Consider the following 23,014-nt stretch of genomic DNA (forward strand, 5'->3'; position numbering starts at 1 on the left):
CCCGTCAGAATGAGGTCGAGACCGTGCCGATCATGGAGAAATTCGCCATCGGGTAATAAAGCGGCGATCCACCGCCCGCGATGCGGTTTCCATTCAGGCCATAGGTCGGATGCGCATTGGTGGAAAAGCTGTAGACGCCAGCCGCCTTGTACGTGCCCGTAAGGTTGGTGAAGTTCAGCTGGAAGGTCGGAGACTGCGCGCGCCAGATCTTGGGGAAATGATAACCCAGCGACAGCGTATCCGTATAATAGTGGTTCATGTATTCATCGTTCATGAAGGTCGAATACTGCCTGCCGGTATAATGCACGCTGACATTCATGAAGAACGGTCCTTCATTATAGGTCGTCCCGAGGCTGAACATGACCTTTGGCGTCATCACAGGGGTATTGCCCTTGGTGCGCAGGTAGTCCATCTGGCCATTTTCCGCGGCGGCGGGCAGGTTGTTGTCCATGGTCGCATGCAGGTATTCAAACGATACATAAGGCCGGAACCGGTGCAGCAGCGGGCGCGTGGACAGCATCAGGTCAACGCCGCGAATGGTCTCGCCACCGGCATTGACGGTTTCACTGACGGCATCATTGTTTGATGTATAGGTGTTCAGGGTCAGCAGGCGGTTGGTGATATTGAAGTTGTACAGGCTCACATCCGCGATCAGGAATTTGCCTGAATAGCGGTACCCGAGTTCTTCCTTGATGGAATACTGCGGCTTCACGTTCGCGCCAGACGTGGTCATGGCGCCTGTTGTCAGGCTGTAGCGCGTCACCAGCCCTTCGGGGGAAGGTGCGCGGAAATCGCCTTCCGCATTGATATAGACCTGGTGGCGCCGCGAGATGTTCCACGACCATGAAAAACGTGGCATGGGCGAGACAAAATGGCTCGTCATCCTGCTGTTTGCGCCCGGCAGGTTGCTCTGCCCGGTCAGTTCCTCAGTAAAGATCTTGAAGCCCGCGGTCACGGACATCTTGTGGTTGAGGAAATACTGCGTGTCTTCCACAAAGCCGGTATGCGAACGATAGGTGCCCACGTAATTCGTGGCGTAATAGATCGAACCATTCGCCAGGCGGTAATAGGAGGCGACATCGTTATCCGCGTACTGCCCCTCATTCGTCTGGTTCATGCGCTGGACGGGGGTCCTGAGCGAATAGGCGCTCTGCTCGTACCAGTAGCCCGCCTGCCCCTCGTTGTTCCTCAGGTGCCAGTGCAGGCTGCTCACCACCCCGCCCTGCTGGTTGAGGGAGATGGCCGGCTCGGACACGTCCTGATAGGCGGACGTGACCTTGCCATTGCCGTCAAGATCGACCGCAACACTCTCCGAGCCAGAATAGGTATGGCCTTCGCGCAGGCGGGCGGCCGTGTTTTCCGTAAAGGCGGAACGCTCGTAATACGGCACGATGCTGAGCGAGAGCTGATGGGTCAGCCCGACCTTGACCGGCAGCGAGGCATAGAAGGTGTCCTTGTCATTGGCATGGACGCCATAATAGCTCGAGGGTGAAGTCGGGATGGGGCCGGCATCGTAGTTGAGCGGGATGCTTGGCTTGCCTCCGTCCATGTCCGCCTTCAGGTTCGCCATGGTGGGATAGCGGTTCTGAAAGTTATGGGAATGGTTATAGCCAAGGAAGAAGTCGATGGAGGTGTTTTCCCCGAACTTCTTCTGCAGCCGGTAGTCAAGATGCTTGCGGTCGCTGATGCCCGAGCCGCGCCACGGCTCCGCACGGGTATGGGAAAGCGAGATGTAGCTGGTCACGCCGGAATGCCCGATCTCGCCCGAATCAACGCGCAGGAACTCGCGTGAGGTATCAAACGACCCGTAGCTGCCCGAAATCATGCCGCCGAACTTCTGCGATGGCGCGCGCGTGGTCACCTCGAGCGAACCGGCGGCAGCCGAGTTGAGCGGGGCGCCAACGGACGTCGAGCCGGGCGCCATCGATTCGGCGGCGATATTGTTGCTGTCCACGTAGTTCTGGATGAAGCCGGTGGCCGAGGAGGTCGAGCCATTGGCAATCGGCATGCCGTTGACGAGCACGCCGATGTCATTGTCGTTCAGGCCACGGCTGCTGATCGCTCCCCCATCGATGCCACTGGGATCGGAAGAGGATACGTTGACGCTGGGCAGGTTGCGGATCAGGTCGAGCGGCGCGCTTGTCGGGCTCTGCATCGCGATATAGTCCTGCGTTACCGTCTGGACCGCGTGCGCTGCCGTTTCCCTGCGCATCATGCCGCCACCGGGCGCGTTATTGCGCCGGGCGATGACATCGATGCTCTCGGGCCGGCCCGTAGCCGCCGTGGCGCCAGACGGCGCGGGTGCCGCCTTCTTCGCCACGCCGGCGGACGATGGAGGCGTGGCCGTGGCCACCTGCCGCGCGCAGGCGGTATCCACAATGCCCAACCCGCCAAGGACCGTTGCCATGACCAGGCAGTTCTTTCCGCTCCACTGGGCGCGCCCCGACACGGGCCGGGTGGCATTCACAGGGAAGAACACATGAAACGACATGGGCAACGTTATCCTAGCAGGGCATCAACATTGCAGTATCGTTTCAAATACAGGCACGATGATAAAGAACACCTGAATGGGGAAATTATCAACCTGTCGTTGATAGTCCCGCCCTCATGCTGCCGCGCCCCGCCTGAAAAGACGCGCCGACAACAACAGCGAAGCCAGCGCCAGCATGGCCAGCCCCGCGACATAGAGCATGGGAATGCTCTCCAGGCCCGTATGCGCGATCAGGGCGGCATTGACCAGCGGCGCAAGGCTGCCGAACACCACCACGCCGGATGAATACCCGATCGCCAGGCCCCGCCCCCGGTTCCCGCGCGGAAACAGCAGGCTGATGAACCCATCAAGGGCCGCAAAATACATCAGGGCCGCCATATTGAAAACCAGCGGCATCGCCAGCAAGGCGTATGAATGACGGTGCAGGACCGCAAAGGCCAGCCATGGCAGGATCATCATGATGACGCAGCCCAGCGCAAGGGGGCGTATGTCATGGGTGCGGTCGAAATAGGCGGCGAGCTTCCACCGCACGGGCGTCAACAGCAGTTGCACCGCATACGTGACAAGACTCGCCAGATAGACCGTATGGGTCGCGATATGGAAATGGTGCCGCGCGTAGTACGGCATGTAGATCCCGAGATAGGTGATCCCGCTGCCAAGGGAAATCATGCCCGCGACCAGCATGGTGCGGATGAGCGTGCCGGGTTCGACAAACGGGAGCGCCATGGCTGGCGGCGCAAGGGAGCGCAGGGAGAACAGCCGCCTGCGCAGCACCAGCCCGCCTATTCCCGCACAGACACCCCCCAGGGTCGCGACGCGGAAGCCATAGCCGTCAAACGCAGGCGGCGGCAGGACCACGCTGAGGCCCAGCGCCATCGCGGCGGCAAGGAAAGAGGCAAGGATCTGCCCGATGGGCTGCCAGCTTGCCGCGCGGGCTTCATGATGGGGCGAATTCTCGATCAGGCAGGACGTGGCGCTGCTGAACTCCCCCCCGAGGGAGAAGCCGTGCAGGAGCCGCGCGCCAATGATGGCGGCAGGCGCCAGCACGCCAATCGTGTCATAACCCGGGCTCAGGGCCAGCAGGAGGCTGCCCAGCGTCATGAGCCGGATGCACAGGATCATGGTCGGCAGCCGCCCCCTGCGGTCGGCATAGGTGCCCAGCACCACCGCCCCGAGCGGGCGGCCGATCATGGTCAGGCCAAAGGTGGCCAGCACCAGCGCCAGCGGGGAAAAGGCCAGCCCGGCCGGAAAGAATGTCTGGGCGATGGAACCCGAAAAATAGGCGTATATGACGAAATCGTAATATTCGATCACGCTTCCAATGACGCATGCACAGGTGAGCAGCCTGCGATCAGGGGCACAAGCAGCCATTTCAGGACGTGGAGGTGCCAAGATTGCGGATCAGGAAGTCAATGAACGAGCGCAGCGTGGGGGCATTGTACCGCTCCTTGTGGTACAGCAGGTAGATGGGCCGCGAAGGCAGCGCATATTCAGGCAGCAGCGCCTGGAGCTGGCCATTATGCAGGTCGGCCTGAACCATGTCCTCGGGCAGCATGGCCACGCCCAGCCCCGCGAGCGTGGCGCGGTGCATGGCCTGCGTGTTGTTGAACAGCATCCGGCGCTTCATGGGCACGACCACCTGCCCTTCCGCGCCCTCGAGCCGCCATTCGCGCTGGCCCCATGCCTGCGGGGAGGTGGTGGAATAGGCGAAGGCCAGCCCGTCATGCGTGGCAAGCTGGTGGGGGTCCACGATCTCCTCGTGGCAGGCGACATAGGCGGGTGCGGCGCACAGGGTCATGCGATAATCCCCCAGCCTGCGGCAGATCAGCGATGAAGGCTCCAGGTTGCCCAGCCTGATGGCCACGTCGAATTTGTCGCGTGTCAGGTCCATGGCGCGCGCGCTCAGCACCACCTCGATATCCACCGCGGGGTGCCGCGTCAGGTAGCGGGCAATGCACGGCGTCACACTTTCAATGCCATAGGTAATGGGGGTTGTTATGCGCAGCGTGCCCGCCGGGCTGTCCTGAGCGGCCTGCGCCAGTTCCTTCGTTTCATCCACAAGGCGCAGGATCTCCTTGCATTTTTCAAAATAAAGGGCGCCAAACGGGGTCAGGCTCTGCCGCCGGGTGGTGCGCCGCAGCAGGGTGCTGCCCAGTTCCTCTTCCAGCACGCGCACGTAATTCCCCACCATTGTGGAGGAAATGCCGCACCGGTCGGCCGCGGCTGTCATGCTGCCGGTTTCAACGACTGCGACGAAGATGGTGATAGCCTGGAAAACATTCATTATAAACCACGATTTGATAATCTTCTGATCGTAAGCGCATTTATCAGCCTACGTGAAGTTCGTATCGGTAAAGCGACGATATTTTGGTTCAGAGTATGAAAGTTGCTGATTCCAATATGCAAGCATCTGCCCCCAACCCGCCTCCTTCCTTCCGTTCACGCAAGAAGCGCCTCGCCGCGGGCGCGGTGGGCACGCTCATGCTGATTTTTGGCTCAGCGACGATGGGCCAGGCACAGGAGACGGACAGCGCCGCCACGGCGCGCCACTTCATGGTGGCAACGGCCAACCCGCTGGCATCGCAGGCGGCCTCAAACGTGCTGGCGCAGGGCGGCAACGCGGTCGATGCCGCCATTGCGGGGCAGATGGTCCTGGCCGTGGTCGAGCCGCAGGCCTCGGGGCTCGGCGGTGGTTCCGCCATCATGTACTGGGACAAGGCACAGAAGAAACTTGCCTTTTATGATGGCCTGGCCAGCGCCCCGGCCAGCGTGCCGCAGGATTACGCGCATGACGCGGCCGGAAAGCACCTCCCGCCCGAGGCGCTGGCGCGCAGCGGCCGCGTGGTGGCGGTTCCGGGCACGCTGCGCACGCTGGCGCTGCTGCATGCGCGTTCTGGCAAGATGCCGTGGGCGAGCCTGTTCACCGATGCCATCAGGCTGGCCCGCAACGGCTTTCCCCTGCCCGGCTACCTGCACCTTGTGCTGACCGAACGGCCCGAACTGGCCCATGTTCCGGCACTTGCGCAGTATTTTGATGAGACGGGGCACCCCCTGCCCGTGGCCACCACGGTGCATAACGAACCCCTGGCGCAGACACTCGAGCATGTCGCGCATGAAGGCGCGGAGTATCTCTATAAACCCGCCTTCGCCCGCAAGATCGAAACGGCCGTCGCCACCGGGCCCTATCCCGGCACGATCGTGCCCGCGGACCTTGCCGCCTACCGGGTGCGCGAACGCGCACCGCTATGCATCACCGCGTTTAAACGCCGGATCTGTTCGGCAGCGCCGCCGGTGGCCGGCGGCCTGTCGGTGCTGCAGCAGCTGGCCATTCTGGACCGGCTGGATATTGGCCGTTACGCGCCCGGCAGCGTGCAGGCGGCGCACCTGCTGCTCGAGGCCTCGCGGCTGGCGGAGGCCGACCGCCGCAAATACGCGGCTGACCCCGATTTCGTGCCGGTGGCAACAGCCCAGCTGCTTGATTCTGCCTATCTGGACAGCCGGGCCGCCCTTGTTTCCGACAGCACCGCGATGGAGAAGGTCATGCCCGGCGCGCTGGCGCAGCATGCCTTCATGCATCCTGCTTCCGATGCGATGACGGTCCCGGCCACCACGCATCTCGCCATACGTGACAGCAAGGGCAATGCGGTGTCCTTCACCACCACCATCAACCTGAATTTCGGGGCGGATATTGTTGTTGATGGCGTGGTGCTCAATAACGCCATCACCAATTTCGCCACCCTGCCGGTGGTGGATGGCCAGCCCGTGGCCAATATAGCGGCACCGGGCAAGCGCCCGATCACCACCATGGCCCCCACCATCGTATTCGGCAAGGACGGCCAGCCAGAGGTCATTATTGGCGCGGGCGGCGGGGCCCGCATCATTGATTCGGTGGTGCAGACGCTGGTGGGCTACCTGGCCTGGGGGCAGAACATCCGCACCGCCATCGAGCAGCCCCGCATCGGGGCACAGAACCACAACCAGGAGCTTGAACGCGGCACCAAGGCCGCGGCACTGGAGCCAGAGCTGCGCAAGATGGGCCATAAACCCAAGATTGCGGTCATGAATGCGGCGGTTCAGGCCATTACGGTCGGACCGGACGGCCTGCAGGGCTGGGGCGACCCGCATCGCGATGGCGTGGCGATGGGCCAGTAAGGCCGTGCCTGCCGGGGTCTCCATTGATGGCGCCAGCCAGCACCCATAACCCGCAGCCCTCCTGAAGGCCCTTCACGGCCGCGCCATGCGGGCCTTCGGAAAACACTGCCTTTTTAAAAAACAGGGCGGCGCCCGGCAGCCTGCATGCTTCATCCGCCAGCAACCGGGTGCGGGCCATGCCGGGCCACCAGCGTGCCCGCACGGTCGAACAGCAGCACATCCAGCATGCATGGCGTGCCTGCCAACACGTCGCACGCCGTCTGCCAGGCTCCTCGTGCGACTGCTGCGCCAAGCGGGTGACCCGCCCCGGCGGCCTGCGCGAAGGCGGAGGCAACCGAATGGGCCTGCGCAATGGCCGCCGCCAGCGCATCGGGCGCGCCAATGCCGCGCGCCAGTTCCGCCAGGCGGGTCATGTCCGCCTGCCCCCGGCGGGAATGCAGGTCAAGGAACCCCTGCGCCAGCTTGGTCATCTTGGCCACGCCACCGCCAATGGTGATGCGCGGCACGGGATGGCGGCGCAGGTATTTGAGCAGGCCACCGGCAAAATCGCCCATCTCCAGCATGGCTTCCTCCGGCAGGGCGTACAGCGCGCGGGTGGCGCGTTCCGACACATCGCCCGTGCAGCCCGCCACATGCGGCAGGCCCAGCGCGCGCGCCACGTCCGCGCCACGATGGATGCTGTCGATCCACGCAGCGCAGGAAAACGGCACCACGATCCCCGTCGTGCCCAGAACGGACAGGCCACCCACAATGCCCAGCCGGCCATTGAGCGTATGCCGCGCCATTTCCGCACCACCCTCAATCGAGATGGTCACCTCCGCATCGGGCACGCGCCCGTCCGCGCCGGTCAGGGCAGTGCGGATCATGCGCCGGGGCACGGGGTTTATGGCAGGCTCGCCGGGCGGTATAGGCAGGCCGGGCAGGGTCACGGTGCCCACGCCCGGCCCCGCGCGGAACACCACGCCGCTGCCCGGCGGCCCACGGCGCACATCCGCGCGCACATGCGCACCGTGGGTGACATCAGGGTCGTCGCCCGCATCTTTCACCACCTCCGCCCAGGCGCTGCCAGAACCATGACCATGGGCGGCCAGCGCAAAGGCCACCTCCTGCCCGCCGGGCAGCGTGATGGTGACCGGGTCGGGAAAGCCCTGCCCGCACAAGGCTGCCCACGCGGCCTTTGCTGCGGCAGTGGCGCAACTGCCGGTCGTCCACCCCCGGCGCAGGATGGTATGGGTACGCTCCATCGGGATGACCTTCTCGTCCAACAGGGGTAAGGGTGGCATCGCTCGCCACGCTTTAGCAGGAACGGACATGATGACACGAGGGCTGATGATCGCCGCCCCCCGCTCGGGCGGGGGCAAGACCACGCTCACACTCGCCCTGCTGGCCGCCCTGCGCCGCAGGGGCGTTGCCGTGCGCGGCGCCAAGACCGGGCCGGATTACATCGACCCCGCCTTCCATGAAGCCCTGACCGGGCGCACCAGCCTCAACCTTGATAGCTGGGCCATGCCCCCGCACCTGCTCGATGGCGTAATGGCACAGGCGCAGGCAGGCTGTGACGTGCTGGTAACCGAGGCCTCGATGGGCCTGTTCGACGGGTTGATGGAACCTGCGGGCGCACGCGGGGCACCAGCCGACATCGCGGCCCGCTACGGCCTGCCCGTGCTGCTGGTGCTCGACATTTCAGGCCAGGGCCAATCCGCCGCCGCCACCGCTCTGGGCTTTGCCACGCTGGACCCGGCGGTAAAGATTGCGGGCGTGATCCTCAACCGCGTGGGCTCGCCCCGCCATGCCGCCATGGCAACACAGGCCATGCAAGCCATCGGCCTGCCGGTGCTGGGCGCCTTCGGGCGCGAGGCGCAGCTTGAACTGCCCGAGCGCCATCTGGGGCTGGTGCAGGCCCGCGAGCATGGCGGGCTCGACGCGCTGGCCGAACGGCTGGCCACGCAGGCCGAACGCGACCTTGACCTTGACGCCATCCTGGCCTGCGCGGCAGCCCCCCGCCTGCCCGCGCCCGCCAGCAGCCCGTGCGCCCTGCCGCCGCCAGGGCAGCGCATTGCGGTGGCGGATGATGCGGCGTTCTCGTTCCTGTATGCCCACATCATTGCGGGCTGGCGGCAGGCCGGGGCGGAACTCCAGCCGTTTTCCCCCCTTGCCGATGAAGGTCCGGGCGAAGACTGCGATGCCTGCTGGCTGCCCGGCGGCTACCCTGAGCTGCATGCGGGCCGCCTTGCCGCAGCCAGCCATTTCCGCACGTCACTGGCCCGTTTCGCCCGCACCCGGCCCGTGCATGGGGAATGCGGGGGCTTCATGGTGCTGGGCGAGAGCCTGACCGACAAGGCGGGCGAGACCCACCGCATGACCGGCCTGCTCGGCCATGCCACGTCCTTTGCCACACGCCGCATGAACCTTGGCTACCGCAGCGCCACCTTGCGCGAAGGCTGCGCCATAGGCCCTGCGGGCACCGTGCTGCGCGGGCATGAATTCCACTATGCCACGGTCACCGACCCCGGTCTCGATGCGCCACTGGCTGACATGACCGATGGCTACGGTGTGGACCGGGGCACCGGCGGGGCACGGCGGGGGCATGTTTCGGGCACGTTCTTCCATGTGCTGTCCACGCTTGGACATGCAGCCTGAACGCGAGGCAATCTGTTCCGAACCTTTTTGAAAAAGGCGGCATCAGAAACTTTTTCATGTTGGATATTTAAATTGTTTTATCTCAAGTGTTTATGGAAACACGATTTTGGCTCCGAGCAACCAAATCTCATTTATTGCGAGTTTGATGGCGCAAGAACCGAACTGAGAAAAATCGAACTGTATGAAAATGGCCAGTGCGGCGTGGTGACAGAAACATTCTTGACCGGTAATACCCACCTCGCCGATATTGCCATCCCCCCGCTTGAAGGGATCAATGCAGACCCCCAGTTTGAAGCCCGTGACATAACCGCGGCGGAATTCGAGGCGGCATGGCAGGCGTGCCAGCCCTGACGCGGCATGCACGCATCGCAGCACCCCACCCAACCCCTGCACTGCCAACATATCGGTACCAGCGATAACGCAGGCATCGGGGCAAACGTGATGGACAATATTCCCGGCAGTATTTAATAATAATTATTACTTACTTTTACCATCCGGATTGTCCCTGTCTTATGCGACTGAATGACCTGCCACGCGGAACCGACGCCGTGATCGACAGCGTTGATGATAACGGCAGCCCCGACCCCGTGGCCCAGCGCCTGCGCGAGCTGGGCTTCGTGCCGGGCGAGGCCGTGCGCATCGTGGCGACCGCACCGCTGGGCGGCGACCCGCTGGCCGTGCGCATCGGCTTTACCCGCTTTGCCCTGCGCCGCACGGAGGCGCAGCGCGTGTGCGTGCATGTGGCGAAAGCGGCGGCATGACCCCGCTCAACATAGCCCTGGTCGGCAACCCCAACTGTGGCAAGACCGCCCTGTTCAACCTGCTGACCGGCAGCCGGCAGAAAGTGGCCAATTACGCCGGCGCCACCGTGGAGCGCAAGGAAGGCTGGTTCACAACACCCGCGGGCCGCAGCGTGCGGCTGCTCGACCTGCCCGGCGCCTACAGCCTCAACGCCACCAGCCCTGACGAGGCAGTGACGCGTGATGTCTGCGCAGGCACCTATCGCGGCGAGGCGGCGCCCGACCTGCTGGTGTGCGTGGCCGATGCCACCAACCTGCGCCTGCACCTGCGCTTCGTGCTGGAAATGCGCAGCCTTGGCCGCCCCGTGGTGCTGGCGCTGAACATGATCGACGCAGCCCAGCGCAGCGGCATGGAGATCGACCTGCCGCGCCTGCAGGCGGAGCTGGGCATGCCCGTCGTGCCCACGGTGGGCATAAAGCGCAATGGCGCGCGCGACCTGCTGGCCCGGCTCGATGGCGTGCCGCCGCCCGTGCCCACGCCCCTGGCGCCGGGCACCGACCTGCACGCCATGGTGCGCCAGATCCTGGCGGACTGCGTAACCCACGCCACCCCGCTGTCGGACCGGATGGAGGAGCGGCTCGACCGCTGGGTGCTGCACCCGGTGTGGGGGCCGGTGATCCTGCTCGTGCTGCTGTTCCTCATGTTCCAGGCGGTGTTCGCCTGGGCGCAGCCGCTCATGGATGGCATCGACGCGGGCATGGGGCTGCTGGGCGAGCAGGTGGGCCGCATTATGCCCGATGGCGTGCTGCGCAGCCTGATCGTGGATGGCGTGATCGCAGGTGCTGGCAGCGTGGTGACGTTCCTGCCGCAGATCCTGATCCTGTTCGCGTGGATCCTTGCCCTTGAGGAGTCAGGCTACCTGCCGCGCGCCGCCTTCCTGCTCGACCGGCTGATGTCGGTTGCGGGCCTGAGCGGGCGCTCGTTCATTCCGCTGCTGTCCAGCTTTGCCTGCGCGGTGCCGGGCATCATGGCCACCCGCACCATCCAGAACCCGCGCGACCGGCTGGTGACCATTCTTGTCGCCCCGCTCATGACCTGCTCGGCCCGGCTGCCAATCTATACGCTGCTGATCGGGGCGTTCATTCCGCACCGCAACGTGGCGGGCTTCATGAACCTGCAGGGGCTGGTGCTGTTCGGGCTGTACGCGCTGGGCATCATCTCGGCGCTGGTGGTGGCGCGCGTCATGCGCTGGCGCAACCCCGACCGGCGCGAAGCCACCCTGCTGATGGAACTGCCCGCCTACCGCCTGCCCAACCCGCGCGACCTGGCGCTGGGGCTGTGGGAGCGCGCGCGCATCTTCCTCATGCGCGTGGGCACCACCATCGTCTCGCTGACGGTGCTGCTGTGGGGGCTGTCCAGCTTTCCCAAGCCGCCCGCGGGCGCCGTGGGCCCCGCCATCGACTGGAGCCTGGCCGGGCGCATCGGGCACATCATGCTGCCCGTCTTCGCGCCGCTGGGCTTCAACTGGCAGATCTGTGTCGCCCTCATTCCCGGCCTTGCCGCGCGTGAGGTGGCGGTGGGCGCGCTGGCCACGGTCTATTCGCTCGGCTCAGGAACCGATACCGACCAGGCAGCCCTCCAGCTTGGCGGCATGCTGCCCACGCACTGGAGCCTGCCCACAGCACTTTCGCTGCTGGCATGGTACGTCTATGCGCCGCAATGCGTGGCGACGCTTGCGGTCATCCGGCGCGAGACCGGCTCATGGCGCGTGGTGGCGCTGACGGCGGGCTACCTGTTCGGCCTGGCCTACGCGGCGGCCTTCCTGACCTATCACATCGTGCGGATGCTCTGATGCACGCACCGCAATGGCTGCAGGTACTGGTGGCGGCAATGCTGGTCATGGCGTGTGCCGCCTACTGGCTGGGGCGGCTGTTCCCCCGGCTGGGGCAGAAGGGCTGGCAGGCCACGGCCGGGATGCTCGGCCGCCTCCATGCGCCCGAGGCGCTGATACGCCACGCGCAGGCCAGGGGCCGCCCACGCCGCAAGGGCGGATGTGGTGGCTGTTCAGGCTGCGAAGGCGGGAACTGCGATCCGAAAAGCTGACATGCGTGGAATAGGGCAATTTTGCGTGCGCGATGCGATGGATCAACCGCGCCGTGAATGCTATATGGACCTTTCAGTTTCATACGGAAATTATTAAAGACGGCCTTAATTCATATCAATGTGGTATAATGATTATCTTGAATAATATATAATATGCCTATCACCATCCTATGATATTCCTGCGGCCGCCATGCATCGTCCCCGCCCGGGCGATGGTGCGGCCCGCGCGGGCATTTCAGGCCGCCTTATACCCCTGCTGCAACCGCCTGCCGGTCGTTGCCCCTTGTCCCTTTTACGAGGTAATTCAATGTCAAAGCCTAACCTGAGCGCTGAAGTCCTGATTTCGGCACTGGAGCAGGCCATAGACGCAACCGTGATTATTGATGACAGGAACGAGGTCATCTTCTTCAATCAGGCGGCGTCGAACCTGTGGGGCCTCGACAAGAAGGACGTGCTGGGCAGGAACGTGAACGTGCTGGTGCCCACGCTGCATCAGGCCGGGCATGACGCCTTTGTCGAGCGCAGCCGGGGCAGCGAACACAACCGCATTGTCGGCACCTCGCGCGAGGTGGAGTTCACCCGCTCGGATGGGGAATATATCTGCGGCGAGCTTTCGCTGTCCAAGGTCGTGACCGATGACGGGCGCATCTTCTTCATGGGCGTGATGAAGAATGTCACCACCGAAAGCCAGCAGCGCAAGATCCTGATCCTGCAGAACGACGTGCTGCAGGCGCTTGCAAGCGACATGATGATCCAGGACGTGGCCGACCTTCTGTGCCGCCGGGTGGAAAGCTTCGTGCCCGGCACGGTGGCCGTGCTCATGCTCATTACGCCAGACGGGCAGCTGCGCGTCCTGTCCAGCCCCACCCTGCCCAAGCGCTACCGCGCCTCGCTCGAGAGCCTGTATGTCTCGTCATCCGAACTCGAGAAGCTGCGCGTCGACCCCATGCATGCCACCCGCATGGTGTGGGACAGCTACCGCTCGCTCGGCATCTCGCTGGGGCTGCAGCAGTGCTTCTGCACGCCCGTCAGCACGCGCTCGGGGCAGGTCAAGGGCATTTTCGCGCTCTATGCGCGTGAAGACCAGGGCCGCAACACGTGGCCGCAGCGCATTGTTGATTCGTGCATTCCCTTCTGCGCGCTGGCCTTTGAGCAGAACGCCACGCAGGAGCATATCTCCCACCTTGCCAATTTTGACAGCCTGACCGGGCTGCTCAACCGCTCCTCGGTGCACAAGGTGATCGAGGGCATGATAAGCAAGCAGGATGGCAACCGGCAGTTCGCCATCTTCATGCTCGATATCGACCGTTTCCGCGATATCAACGATGCGCTTGGCCATGTCTATGCCGACCAGTTCCTGGTCGAGATCGCAGGGCGCATCCGCTCCATCGCCAAGGAGGATTACGTGCTCAGCCGCTCCGGCGGCGATGAATTCGTGGTGGTGGTGCCCAACTGCCCGCACAAGGAAGCCACGGCCTTTGCCAAGCACCTGCTCGCCACCATGACCCTGCCCATGCAGATCGGCCAGAACACGCTGACCATCTCATGCTCGATCGGCATCAGCACCTACCCCGATAACGGGCCGGACAGCGAATCCCTGCTCAGCACCGCCGATGTGGCGCTGCGCCAGGCGAAGGAAGACGGGCGCGGCATCTTCCGCTTCGCCAACCTGGAAAAGAACCAGGTGGCGCAGGACCGGCTGGTGCTGGGCTCGGCGCTGCGTGATTCGCTGGCCAAGGGCATGCTCAACCTGCACTACCAGCCGCAGGTGCGTACCCATACGCTTGAACTCAGCGGTGTGGAGGCACTGTCGCGCTGGCACCATCCGCATCTTGGCAACATCTTCCCCTCGCGCTTCATCGCCGTGGCGGAGGAGACCGGCCAGATCGAGGCCATTGGCCGCTGGTCGCTGCTCGAGGCCTGCCGCCAGATCGTGAAGTGGGACCGTGACGGCATCCATGTGCCCACCGTGGCCGTGAACCTGTCCGCCGTGCATTTCCGCAACCGTGCGCTGCCCGAGCATATCGCGGCCCTGCTCAAGGACCATAACCTCAAGCCTTCGCGCCTGACGGTGGAAATTACCGAGAGCGTGATGATGGATAACAGCCGCGACACCGAGGAAGTGCTCCAGTCGATCCGCAATATCGGCTGCGGCCTGTCGATGGATGATTTCGGCACCGGCTACTCCTCGCTCTCGCGCCTGACCCGCCTGCCGCTGACCGAGATCAAGATCGACCGCAGCTTCATCAACGATTTCGAGCATGATACCAACGCCCAGGCCGTGACCATGGCGGTGATCGGCATCGGCTCGCGGCTGGGCATGACGGTGGTGACCGAAGGCGTCGAGACCGAGCAGCAGCGCGACCTGCTGGAACAACTCAATTGCGACGTGATGCAGGGCTACCTGTTCGCCAAGCCGCTCGCACCTGACGACTTCGAGAAGTGGATGCGCCACCACAAGACGATCCGCCAGATGCTGCCCGCCACGCCGGCTGCCAAAAATGTTTCGCCTAAAAAGAAATCATCCTAAATTACCAACCGGTCAATTCAGGTTTTCCGATCCGCATCCGAGGTAACAGAATGTCCGCACCGCATGATAACAGGCTCCGCGCCCTTACACATGAAGATGCCGACTTCTGGGCGGACGTGGTGGATAATGTCCTTATTGTCGCGGTCACGGACCGCAAGGGCATCATTACCTACGTCAATGATAAATTCTGCGAGATCAGCCAGTATTCCCGCGAGGAACTGCTGGGCCATACCCATCGCATCCTGAACTCGGGCGAGCATGGGAAGGCCTTCTTCCGCGAGATGTACCAGACCCTGTTCGCAGGCCGCACCTGGTACGGCAATTTGTGCAACCGTGCGAAGGATGGCAGCCACTACTGGGTGGCCACCACCATCATGCCGCACCGCAATGCCAAGGGCGAGATTACCGGTTTCGTGGCGAGCCGGTTTGAAATCACGGAACTGATGAACACCAAGGTCCGGCTCAAGAAACAGGCCGCGACCGATGTGCTGACCGGGCTGCTCAACCGTGGCGGCTTCAATGCCAGCCTTGTCACCGCACTCGAGAACGCCAAGCGCCCGCACCCCGAGCCGCAGGCGCTGGTCATGTTCGACCTCGACGGGTTCAAGCCGGTCAATGACATCCATGGCCACCATGCGGGCGATGAGGTGCTCAAGGTGATCGGGCGGCGCCTGATCGAGCTGATCGGCCCTGATGATGCGATCAGCCGGCTGGGGGGCGATGAGTTCGCCATCATCCTGCGCCACAGCCTCAAGCTCATGCCGCTCGAAACCATCCTGACCAAGGTGCAGAACCTGCTTGAAGAGCCGATCATGCTGGAAAGTGCCACGGTGCGCATATCCGGCAGCATCGGGGCCACGCCGATCACGGCGGCGGACACGCTTGAGGGCCTGCAGAAAAACGCCGATGTGGCGGTCTATGCCGCCAAGCAGTCAGGCGGCAAGCAGGCGCGCATGTTCACGCCCAGCCTGCACAAGACCACGATGGAACGGGCCAAGATCCTGACCGAGGCCCGCAAGGGCGTGGAACTCAGGCAGTTCGAGGTGTACTACCAGCCCATACTCAACGCGCGCACGGGCCGCATAGAGCAGGCGGAGGCGCTGATGCGCTGGCACCACCCTGACCGGGGCCTGCTTTCCGCCGGGGCGTTTACCGATGTCTTTGCCGACTCGGCCCTGGCCCAGATCATGGAGACGCACCTCGTGCAGTCCTTCCATGACGATATCCAGAAATGGAAGGAAGCAGGCCTGCCGAGCCTGCGGCTGGCGGTCAACCTGTCGCATCTGGACCTGCTCAACCTTGAGCAGCAGATCGACCTGTTCAGCGAGATCCGTGAGCTCAACCTCGAGCCCTCCACCTTCATGCTGGAAGTGACCGAGCAGATGCTGCAGGGGCGGCGGGCGGAAAAAAGCCGCCTGCGCCTGCGCGCCCTGGCGGAAGACGGGTTTGGCCTGGCGATGGATAATTTCGGCTACGGCACGGTGCGCCTGTCCACCCTGCGCGAGTTGCCGCTGCAGTCGCTCAAGCTTGACCGCTGCCTCGTGCGCGACATCGCCACCGACGCGGAAGCCCGCAACCTGCTCGCCGCCCTCATCAAGCTCGGCCATGGCTATAACCTGGCGGTCACGGTGGAAGGCGTGGAAACGCAGGAGGAATTCGACACCGTGCGCGCGCTGGGCGTGGATTACGTGCAGGGCTTCTTCATCTCACGCGCGGTTTCCGCCACGGAACTGATCCGCATCACCCAGCGTGATGCCTGGAACCCGGCGAAGACGAAAACGGCCTGAGGCATATCCCCTGCCCTGCCGTTTTTTAGAGGCTGTTTGAAAAGTCGGCCCGGAAAACATCCAGAAATCATAAGGACGTTTTTGGTGAAGCTTTTTTCAAAAAGCTTCGATAGAACGCCGTCTTTTTGAAAAAAGGCGGCACCCAGAAACTTCTTTTTGGCATTCATAAAAAAACCCACCCGGCAACAAGGTTGCCGGGTGGGTTTTTGTTGCGGTGGCAGGTCAGATATGGATGGCGCGCTTGTCCACATCGAGTGCCGCTTCCTTCACCGCCTCGCTCAGCGTGGGGTGGGCGTGGCAGGTGCGGGCAATATCTTCCGACGAGGCGCCAAACTCGATCGCCATGGTGCATTCGGCAATCAGTTCGCCCGCCATCGGGCCGATGATGTGCACGCCAAGCACCTGATCGGTGGTGGCATCGGCCAGAACCTTCACGAACCCGTCGGTCATGCCGATGGCGCGCGCACGGCCATTGGCGGTGAAGGGGAATTTGCCAACCTTGTAGGCAACGCCCTCTTCCTTCAGAGTTTCCTCGGTCTTGCCCACGGTGGCCACTTCCGGCCACGTATAGACCACGGCGGGGATCGCGCCGTAATTCACATGACCTGCCTGGCCTGCCAGCAGCTCGGCTATGGCAACGCCTTCTTCCTCGGCCTTGTGGGCCAGCATGGGGCCTGCAATCACATCGCCAATGGCATAGATGCCGGGCACGCTGGTGGCGTAATGCGCGTCGGTCACGATGCGGCCGCGCTTGTCGAGTGCGATGCCCGCCTCTTCCAGCCCGAAGCCCTTGCTCGCCGCCGTGCGGCCAATGGCCAGCAGCACCACGTCGGCTTCCAGCGTTTCAGCCGCACCACCCTTGGCAGGCTCCACGGTCAGGGTCACGCCCTTGGGGCCTTTTTCCGCCTTGGTCACCTTGTGGCCCAGCTTCATCTTCAGGCCCTGCTTGGTCAGGATGCGCTGGAAGGTCTTGGCCACCTCGTTATCGGTGCCCGGAACCAGACGGTCGAGATATTCGATCACCGTCACATCCGCGCCAAGGCGGTGCCACACGCTGCCCAGCTCAAGGCCGATCACGCCGCCGCCAATCACCACCATCCTTTTGGGCACGGCGGAAAGCTCAAGCGCGCCGGTGGAGGTGACGATCTGCTTTTCATCCACATCCACGCCCGGCAGGCCCGCGCTGTCGCTGCCGCTGGCAATGACGATGTGCCTGGCCGTAACCGGCTTGCCATCAACCGTGATGCGGCCCGTGCCTTCAACCTTGCCGGTGCCCTTGAGCCAGGTGACCTTGTTCTTCTTGAACAGGAACTCCACGCCCTTCACGTTCGCATCGACTACGGACTGCTTGCGCGCCATCATCTTCGCCAGATCCAGCTTCACGCTGTCGATGATGATGCCCATCTCGCCGTATTCATCCTTGGCGGCATGGAAGTTCTCGGACTGCTGCAACAGCGCCTTGGACGGGATACAGCCCACATTGAGGCAGGTGCCCCCAAGGGTGGCGCGCTTTTCCACGCATGCCACCTTGAAGCCAAGCTGGGCCGCGCGGATGGCGCACACATACCCGCCGGGCCCCGCGCCGATCACGATCACGTCGTAATCCGTCTCGGATGGCGCCTCGACCGCAGGCTTGGGAGCGGCAGCCGGGGCGGGTGTGGCAGCCTGCACAGGCTTTGCGGGGGCAGCCGGAGCCGCCTTGGCGCCGCCAGCGCCCGGCGTAAGGGTGGTCAGCACGGTGCCGACCTCGACCTCGTCGCCTTCATTGACCGCATGCGCGCCCAGCACGCCCGCCTGCGGGGCAGGCACTTCCACGCTGACCTTGTCGGTTTCCAGTTCGGCGATCGGGTCATCGGCATTGACCGCATCGCCGGGCTGCCTGAGCCATTTGGCGACCGTGGCCGTGGTCACGCTCTCGCCCAGCGTGGGCACCTTGATATCGATTGTCATGTCTTGTCAGTCCTGCTTGCTATGCGGTTGCGCGTAGGGACCGCGACACAGGCGCGGCCCCGGCAGGCATCAGACCTGCAGCAGCAGACGGCGCGGATCTTCCACGTTCTGCTTGACGCGCACAAGGAAGCTGACCGCCTCCTTGCCATCCACGATCCGGTGGTCGTAGGTCAGCGCGATATACATCATCGGGCGGATCACCACCTGCCCGTTCACCGCCACCGGGCGCTCCTGGATGGCATGCATGCCAAGGATGGCCGACTGCGGCGCGTTGATGATGGGCGTGGACATGAGCGAGCCATAGATGCCGCCATTGGTGATCGAGAACGTGCCGCCTGACAGTTCATCAATCTTGAGCGTGCCTTCGCGCGCCTTCTTGCCAAAGCCTGCAATCGCGCTTTCGATCTGGGCAAAGCCCATCTTGTCGGCATCGCGGATCACGGGCACGACCAGCCCGTTGGGGCCACCCACGGCAATGCCGAGGTTGACGAACTCGCGGTAGATCACGTCATCGCCATCGATCTCGGCATTGATGGCCGGGAATTCCTGCAACGCCGCAACGACCGCACGGCTGAAGATGGACATGAAGCCCAGCTTCACGCCGTTATGCTTCTTGATGAACAGGTCCTTGTATTCGGCGCGCATCTGCATCACCGCCGACATGTCCACCTCGTTGAAGGTGGTCAGCAGGGCGGCGGTGTTCTGCGCATCCTTCAGGCGGCGGGCGATGGTGCGGCGCAGGCGCGTCATCTTCACGCGCTCTTCACGCGGGTCGTCCTGGCGCGGCGGGCGCGGGGCAGCGGCGGGGGTTGCCGCGCGCGGCTGTGCGAGAAAGCTCTGCACATCACCCTTGGTGATGCGCCCGTCCTTGCCCGTGCCGGTGCCAACCTGTGCTGGCGTTACACCCTGCTCGGCCATGGCCTTGCGCGCGGCGGGGAAAGCCACGTTGGCCGCACCCTGCGCTGCCACATCTGACGGCGGGGTGGCCGGGCGGGCCACAGGGCCGGGCGTTGCAGGCTGGGCCTGCACGCCAGCAGGTGCGGCTTCCTTCTTGGGCGCGGGGGCAGCCGCAGCCTTGGGGGCCGCACCACTCCCGGCCTCGATGGTGGAGAGCACGGTGCCCACTTCCACTTCAGCGCCCTCGGGCACCAGTAGCGGGCCAAGCACGCCAGCCTGCGGGGCGGGCACTTCCACGCTGACCTTGTCGGTTTCGAGTTCCACCAACGGGTCATCCTCGTTCACGGCGTCACCCGGCTGCTTGAGCCACTTGGCGATGGTTGCCGTGGTTACGCTTTCACCCAGTGTCGGTACCTTGATCTCGGCGGACATTTCCTGTTTCCCAATCCCTTGGCCACCCCTGCCCCAAGCGGGCTGCGGGGCGGCCCCATTCGTTATCCGGGGATGCAGCCCGAAGGCCGCCCCCATGTTTTGTGTGTTCTACCCAGCCAGTGTCAGGCGCTGACGCCCAGCGCCTTGTTCACCAGCGCCGCCTGCTCGGCCACGTGCACCTTGGCCAGGCCCGTGGCCGGGCTTGCTGCCGCAACCCGCCCCACAAAGGTCGGGCGCGTGCTCTTGTGGCCAATATCGCCCAGCACGCCCTCGATCAGGCGATCGACAAAGGTCCAGCCGCCCATGTTCTCGGGTTCTTCCTGGCACCAGATCACCTTGGCCTGCCTGTAGCGGGCCAGTTCCTCACCCAGCATCTTGGCCGGGAAGGGATAGAACTGCTCGAGGCGCAGGATCGCGACATTGTCGAGCTTGCGCTCGCGCCGCTCGGCCAGCAGGTCGTAATAGACCTTGCCCGAGCAGATCACCACGCGGTCCACCTTGTCAGGCGCTGCAATCGGGTCGATCTCGCCAATCACCGGCAGGAAGCGCGTGCCCGGACCGAAATCCTTGAGGTCCGACACCGCCAGCTTGTGGCGCAGCAGGGACTTGGGCGTCATGATGATGAGCGGCTTGCGGTAGTCGAGGAACAGCTGCCGGCGCAACGCATGGAAGTAGTTGGCCGGCGTGGTGATGTTGCACACCCGCATGTTGTTCTCGGCGCAGAGCTGCAGGTAGCGCTCGAGGCGGGCGGAGGAATGCTCCGGCCCCTGCCCCTCATAACCGTGGGGCAGCAGCATCACGAGGCCCGACATGCGCAGCCACTTGGTCTCGCCCGAGGCGATGAACTGGTCGATGATGACCTGCGCGCCGTTGGCGAAGTCACCGAACTGCGCCTCCCACAGCACCAGCGCGTTGGGGTCGGCCAGCGAGTAGCCGTATTCAAAGCCCAGCACGCCGAATTCGGACAGCAGCGAGTTGTAGATCTCGATGGCGGCCTGATCCTTGGCGATGTTGTTGAGCGGCACGTAGGTGTTCTGGTTCACCTGGTCGATCAGCACCGCGTGGCGCTGGCTGAAGGTGCCGCGCTGGCAGTCCTCGCCCGACAGGCGGACATGGTGCTTGTCGAGCAGCAGCGTGCCGAAGCCCAGCGCCTCGCCCGTGGCCCAGTCGATGCCGCCGCCGGTCTCGAACATCTTCGCCTTGGCCTTGAGCTGGCGGATGATCTTGGGGTTGGCGTTGAAGTCATCAGGCACATGGGCCAGCGATGCACCGACTTCCTTCAGCCGGTCGATGGCGACACCGGTTTCGGGCGCGGGCAGGGTGGTGTCGACCGGCGGCGGCTTGAGGCCCTTCCACGCGCCTTCCAGCCAGTCGGCCTTGTTGGGCTTGTAGCCCTGGGCGGCCTGATAGGCCTGCTCGAGCCTGTTGTGGAAGCCATCCCACTCGGCGGTGACCTCGGCCTCGGTCACCACGCCTTCGCGCACCAGGCGGTCGGAATAGAGCGTGCGGATGGTCGGCCGCGCCGCGATGGCCTTGTACATGGTGGGCTGGGTAAATGACGGCTCATCGGACTCGTTATGGCCGTGGCGGCGGTAACCCACGATGTCGAGCACCACGTCGGATGCGAATTTCTGCCGGAATTCGGCGGCAAGGCGCGAACAGTAGATCACCGCCTCCGGCTCGTCGCCATTGACGTGCAGGATCGGCGCCTGCACCGCCTTGGCCACGTCCGTGCAGTACAGGCCCGAGAAAGAATGGACCGAAACGGTGGTGAACCCGATCTGGTTGTTGACCACGACATGGATCGTGCCGCCGGTGCGGTAGCCGATCAGCTGCGACATGGCCAGCGTTTCATACACGATGCCCTGGCCCGCGAATGCCGCGTCACCATGCAGCAGCACGCCCATGTGGCGGCCGCGCTGGTGGGGGTCGTCATCATCCTGTGTGGCACGCACCTTGCCGATCACGACCGGGTCGACCGCCTCGAGATGCGAGGGGTTGGGCTGGAGCGAGATATGAACGGGGGTGCCCCCAATCTCGACATCGGTGGAGGTGCCGAGATGGTATTTCACATCGCCCGAGCCCTGCACGTCGTCGGGCTTGAAGGATACGCCTGCGAACTCGCTGAAGATGGCGGTGTAGGGCTTGCGCACGATGTTGACGAGCGTGTTCAGCCGCCCGCGATGCGGCATGCCGATGGCCACCGAGCGCACCCCGCCCGAGGCGGCCTGGTCGATGATGGCGTGCAGCGCGGGAATGGTCACGTCCTCGCCCTCAAGGCCGAAGCGCTTGGTGCCGACATAGCGCTTCTGGCAGAAGGACTCGAAGCCCTCCGCCTCGGTCAGCTGCTGCAGGATGACCTTTTTCTGCTCGGGTGTCGCACCCTTGCGCCAGTTGTCGCCCTCAAGCCGGGCCTGCACCCACATGCGCTGCTCGGGGTCCTGGATGTGCATGAACTCCGCGCCGATCGGCCCGCAATAGACCGCGCGCAGGGCATCGAGCACCTGGTTGATGGTGGCGGTGTCCGAACCGATCAGGCTGGCGACGATGTGGCCAAGATAGATCGGGCGGTCACAATCCTTGGGGCCGAAGCCATAGGTGGCGGGGTCAAGGTCCGCATGGGGCTTGGGCACCTGCAGGCCGAGCGGGTCGAGCCGCGCCTCGAGGTGGCCGCGCACGCGGAAGGCGCGGATGAGCTGGGTCGCGCGCAGGCTGTCATCGGCTGCCGCCTTCAGGCTCTCCGCCGTAACGCCCGCCGCCTTGCCATCCGGCAGGGGGGCCGGTTCATCGCCGGTGATGATATGCGGGCGCGGCGCCCAGGAGGCCCCTTCCGCATCATGAACGATTTCGGAGCCTTCCTCATGCAGCTCCTGGAACAGGGAGGCAAAGGAAGGATCGACGCTGTTGGGATCGGCCACCCAGCGCGCATACAACTCGGCCAGATAGGCCGTATTGGCGCCGCTGAATGCGGTCGAAAGAATATCTACGCCCGCCATATTGAAGACATCTCCTCGCTGGCGGCCTTTGTGGCCGCGCTATTTCCGGATCCGGCCTGAAACGGCAGCCGGTCCGATTTGTATCGCTACCCTAGCCGCACCCTTGCCGGGATGCCGCCATCATTCATCAGGATCAGGTCTGCTTGCCGCGCATACTGACATTTTCGTGCCTGACCCCACGGTGGCGGGACGGGGCGCTGCAAAACATCGCTCTGCGCGGCACGGCTCCCGGCTGATGCGAACTTGCCCATACCCAAGCAAAGACCGCACGGCTTGCCTACCGCCCCGGCAGTCA

15 protein-coding genes are annotated in these 23,014 nt (G+C 64.1%); 8 read left to right on the top strand and 7 right to left on the bottom strand.

Annotation, left to right across the window (positions count from 1 at the left end; all coding sequences use genetic code 11):
• Positions 1 to 4 precede the first annotated feature (4 nt).
• The 3 genes from OQZ28_RS01020 to OQZ28_RS01030 all read right to left on the bottom strand — a co-directional run bounded on the left by OQZ28_RS01020 (position 5) and on the right by OQZ28_RS01030 (position 4,775).
• Positions 5 to 2,491, bottom strand: a complete 2,487-nt coding sequence (locus tag OQZ28_RS01020; protein WP_458134899.1) for a TonB-dependent receptor — start codon at positions 2,489 to 2,491, stop codon at positions 5 to 7.
• A 114-nt stretch (positions 2,492 to 2,605) separates the two neighbouring features.
• The gene (locus tag OQZ28_RS01025; RefSeq protein WP_458134900.1) at positions 2,606 to 3,862 is read right to left on the bottom strand and encodes an MFS transporter; all 1,257 of its coding nucleotides are present in this window, start codon (positions 3,860 to 3,862) and stop codon (positions 2,606 to 2,608) included.
• Position 3,863: 1 nt separating this feature from the next.
• Positions 3,864 to 4,775 carry a LysR family transcriptional regulator gene (locus OQZ28_RS01030; RefSeq protein WP_458134901.1) on the bottom strand — a complete coding sequence of 304 codons (912 nt, stop codon included), beginning with the start codon at positions 4,773 to 4,775 and terminating at the stop codon, positions 3,864 to 3,866.
• A gap of 116 nt (positions 4,776 to 4,891) precedes the next feature.
• Here OQZ28_RS01030 and ggt point away from each other — a divergent pair, with 116 nt between their 5' ends.
• Entirely contained in the window at positions 4,892 to 6,643 is a 1,752-nt protein-coding gene (ggt, locus tag OQZ28_RS01035; protein ID WP_458134902.1) for a gamma-glutamyltransferase, read from the top strand.
• A 149-nt stretch (positions 6,644 to 6,792) separates the two neighbouring features.
• Here ggt and OQZ28_RS01040 read toward each other — a convergent pair whose 3' ends face one another.
• Positions 6,793 to 7,887 carry a cobalt-precorrin-5B (C(1))-methyltransferase gene (locus tag OQZ28_RS01040; protein WP_458134903.1) on the bottom strand — a complete coding sequence of 365 codons (1,095 nt, stop codon included), beginning with the start codon at positions 7,885 to 7,887 and terminating at the stop codon, positions 6,793 to 6,795.
• Between the two features lie 67 nt (positions 7,888 to 7,954).
• Here OQZ28_RS01040 and OQZ28_RS01045 point away from each other — a divergent pair, with 67 nt between their 5' ends.
• From OQZ28_RS01045 to OQZ28_RS01075, 7 genes are all read left to right on the top strand, one after another.
• The gene (locus OQZ28_RS01045; RefSeq protein ID WP_458134904.1) at positions 7,955 to 9,283 is read left to right on the top strand and encodes a cobyrinate a,c-diamide synthase; all 1,329 of its coding nucleotides are present in this window, start codon (positions 7,955 to 7,957) and stop codon (positions 9,281 to 9,283) included.
• Between the two features lie 72 nt (positions 9,284 to 9,355).
• Entirely contained in the window at positions 9,356 to 9,634 is a 279-nt protein-coding gene (locus tag OQZ28_RS01050) for a DUF6881 domain-containing protein (protein WP_458134905.1), read from the top strand.
• 161 nt (positions 9,635 to 9,795) lie between these two features.
• Positions 9,796 to 10,044 (top strand): FeoA family protein, encoded by a 249-nt coding sequence (locus tag OQZ28_RS01055; protein WP_130731845.1) that lies wholly within the window; start codon positions 9,796 to 9,798, stop codon positions 10,042 to 10,044.
• A complete protein-coding gene (gene feoB / locus OQZ28_RS01060; RefSeq protein ID WP_458134906.1) occupies positions 10,041 to 11,876 on the top strand; it encodes a ferrous iron transport protein B in 1,836 nt (611 codons plus the stop codon). Before OQZ28_RS01055 ends, feoB begins: the two co-directional genes overlap by 4 nt.
• Positions 11,876 to 12,127 (top strand): DUF6587 family protein, encoded by a 252-nt coding sequence (locus OQZ28_RS01065; RefSeq protein ID WP_458134907.1) that lies wholly within the window; start codon positions 11,876 to 11,878, stop codon positions 12,125 to 12,127. Before feoB ends, OQZ28_RS01065 begins: the two co-directional genes overlap by 1 nt.
• A 307-nt stretch (positions 12,128 to 12,434) precedes the next feature.
• Positions 12,435 to 14,657 carry an EAL domain-containing protein gene (locus OQZ28_RS01070; protein ID WP_458134908.1) on the top strand — a complete coding sequence of 741 codons (2,223 nt, stop codon included), beginning with the start codon at positions 12,435 to 12,437 and terminating at the stop codon, positions 14,655 to 14,657.
• Between the two features lie 50 nt (positions 14,658 to 14,707).
• Positions 14,708 to 16,444 (top strand): putative bifunctional diguanylate cyclase/phosphodiesterase, encoded by a 1,737-nt coding sequence (locus OQZ28_RS01075; protein WP_130731849.1) that lies wholly within the window; start codon positions 14,708 to 14,710, stop codon positions 16,442 to 16,444.
• A 222-nt stretch (positions 16,445 to 16,666) separates the two neighbouring features.
• On the opposite strand, the gene lpdA is transcribed toward OQZ28_RS01075, so the two are convergent.
• The 3 genes from lpdA to OQZ28_RS01090 form a co-directional block, all read right to left on the bottom strand.
• Positions 16,667 to 18,394: a dihydrolipoyl dehydrogenase gene (gene lpdA / locus OQZ28_RS01080; protein ID WP_458134909.1), complete on the bottom strand. Its 1,728-nt coding sequence runs from the start codon at positions 18,392 to 18,394 to the stop codon at positions 16,667 to 16,669.
• 69 nt (positions 18,395 to 18,463) lie between these two features.
• Positions 18,464 to 19,723 carry a 2-oxoglutarate dehydrogenase complex dihydrolipoyllysine-residue succinyltransferase gene (odhB, locus tag OQZ28_RS01085; RefSeq protein ID WP_130731852.1) on the bottom strand — a complete coding sequence of 420 codons (1,260 nt, stop codon included), beginning with the start codon at positions 19,721 to 19,723 and terminating at the stop codon, positions 18,464 to 18,466.
• 122 nt (positions 19,724 to 19,845) lie between these two features.
• Complete coding sequence (locus OQZ28_RS01090; RefSeq protein ID WP_130731853.1) at positions 19,846 to 22,719, bottom strand: 2-oxoglutarate dehydrogenase E1 component; 2,874 nt, start codon at positions 22,717 to 22,719, stop codon at positions 19,846 to 19,848.
• Positions 22,720 to 23,014: the final 295 nt, after the last annotated feature.

It is taken from the genome of Komagataeibacter sp. NFXK3, from assembly GCF_054182245.1.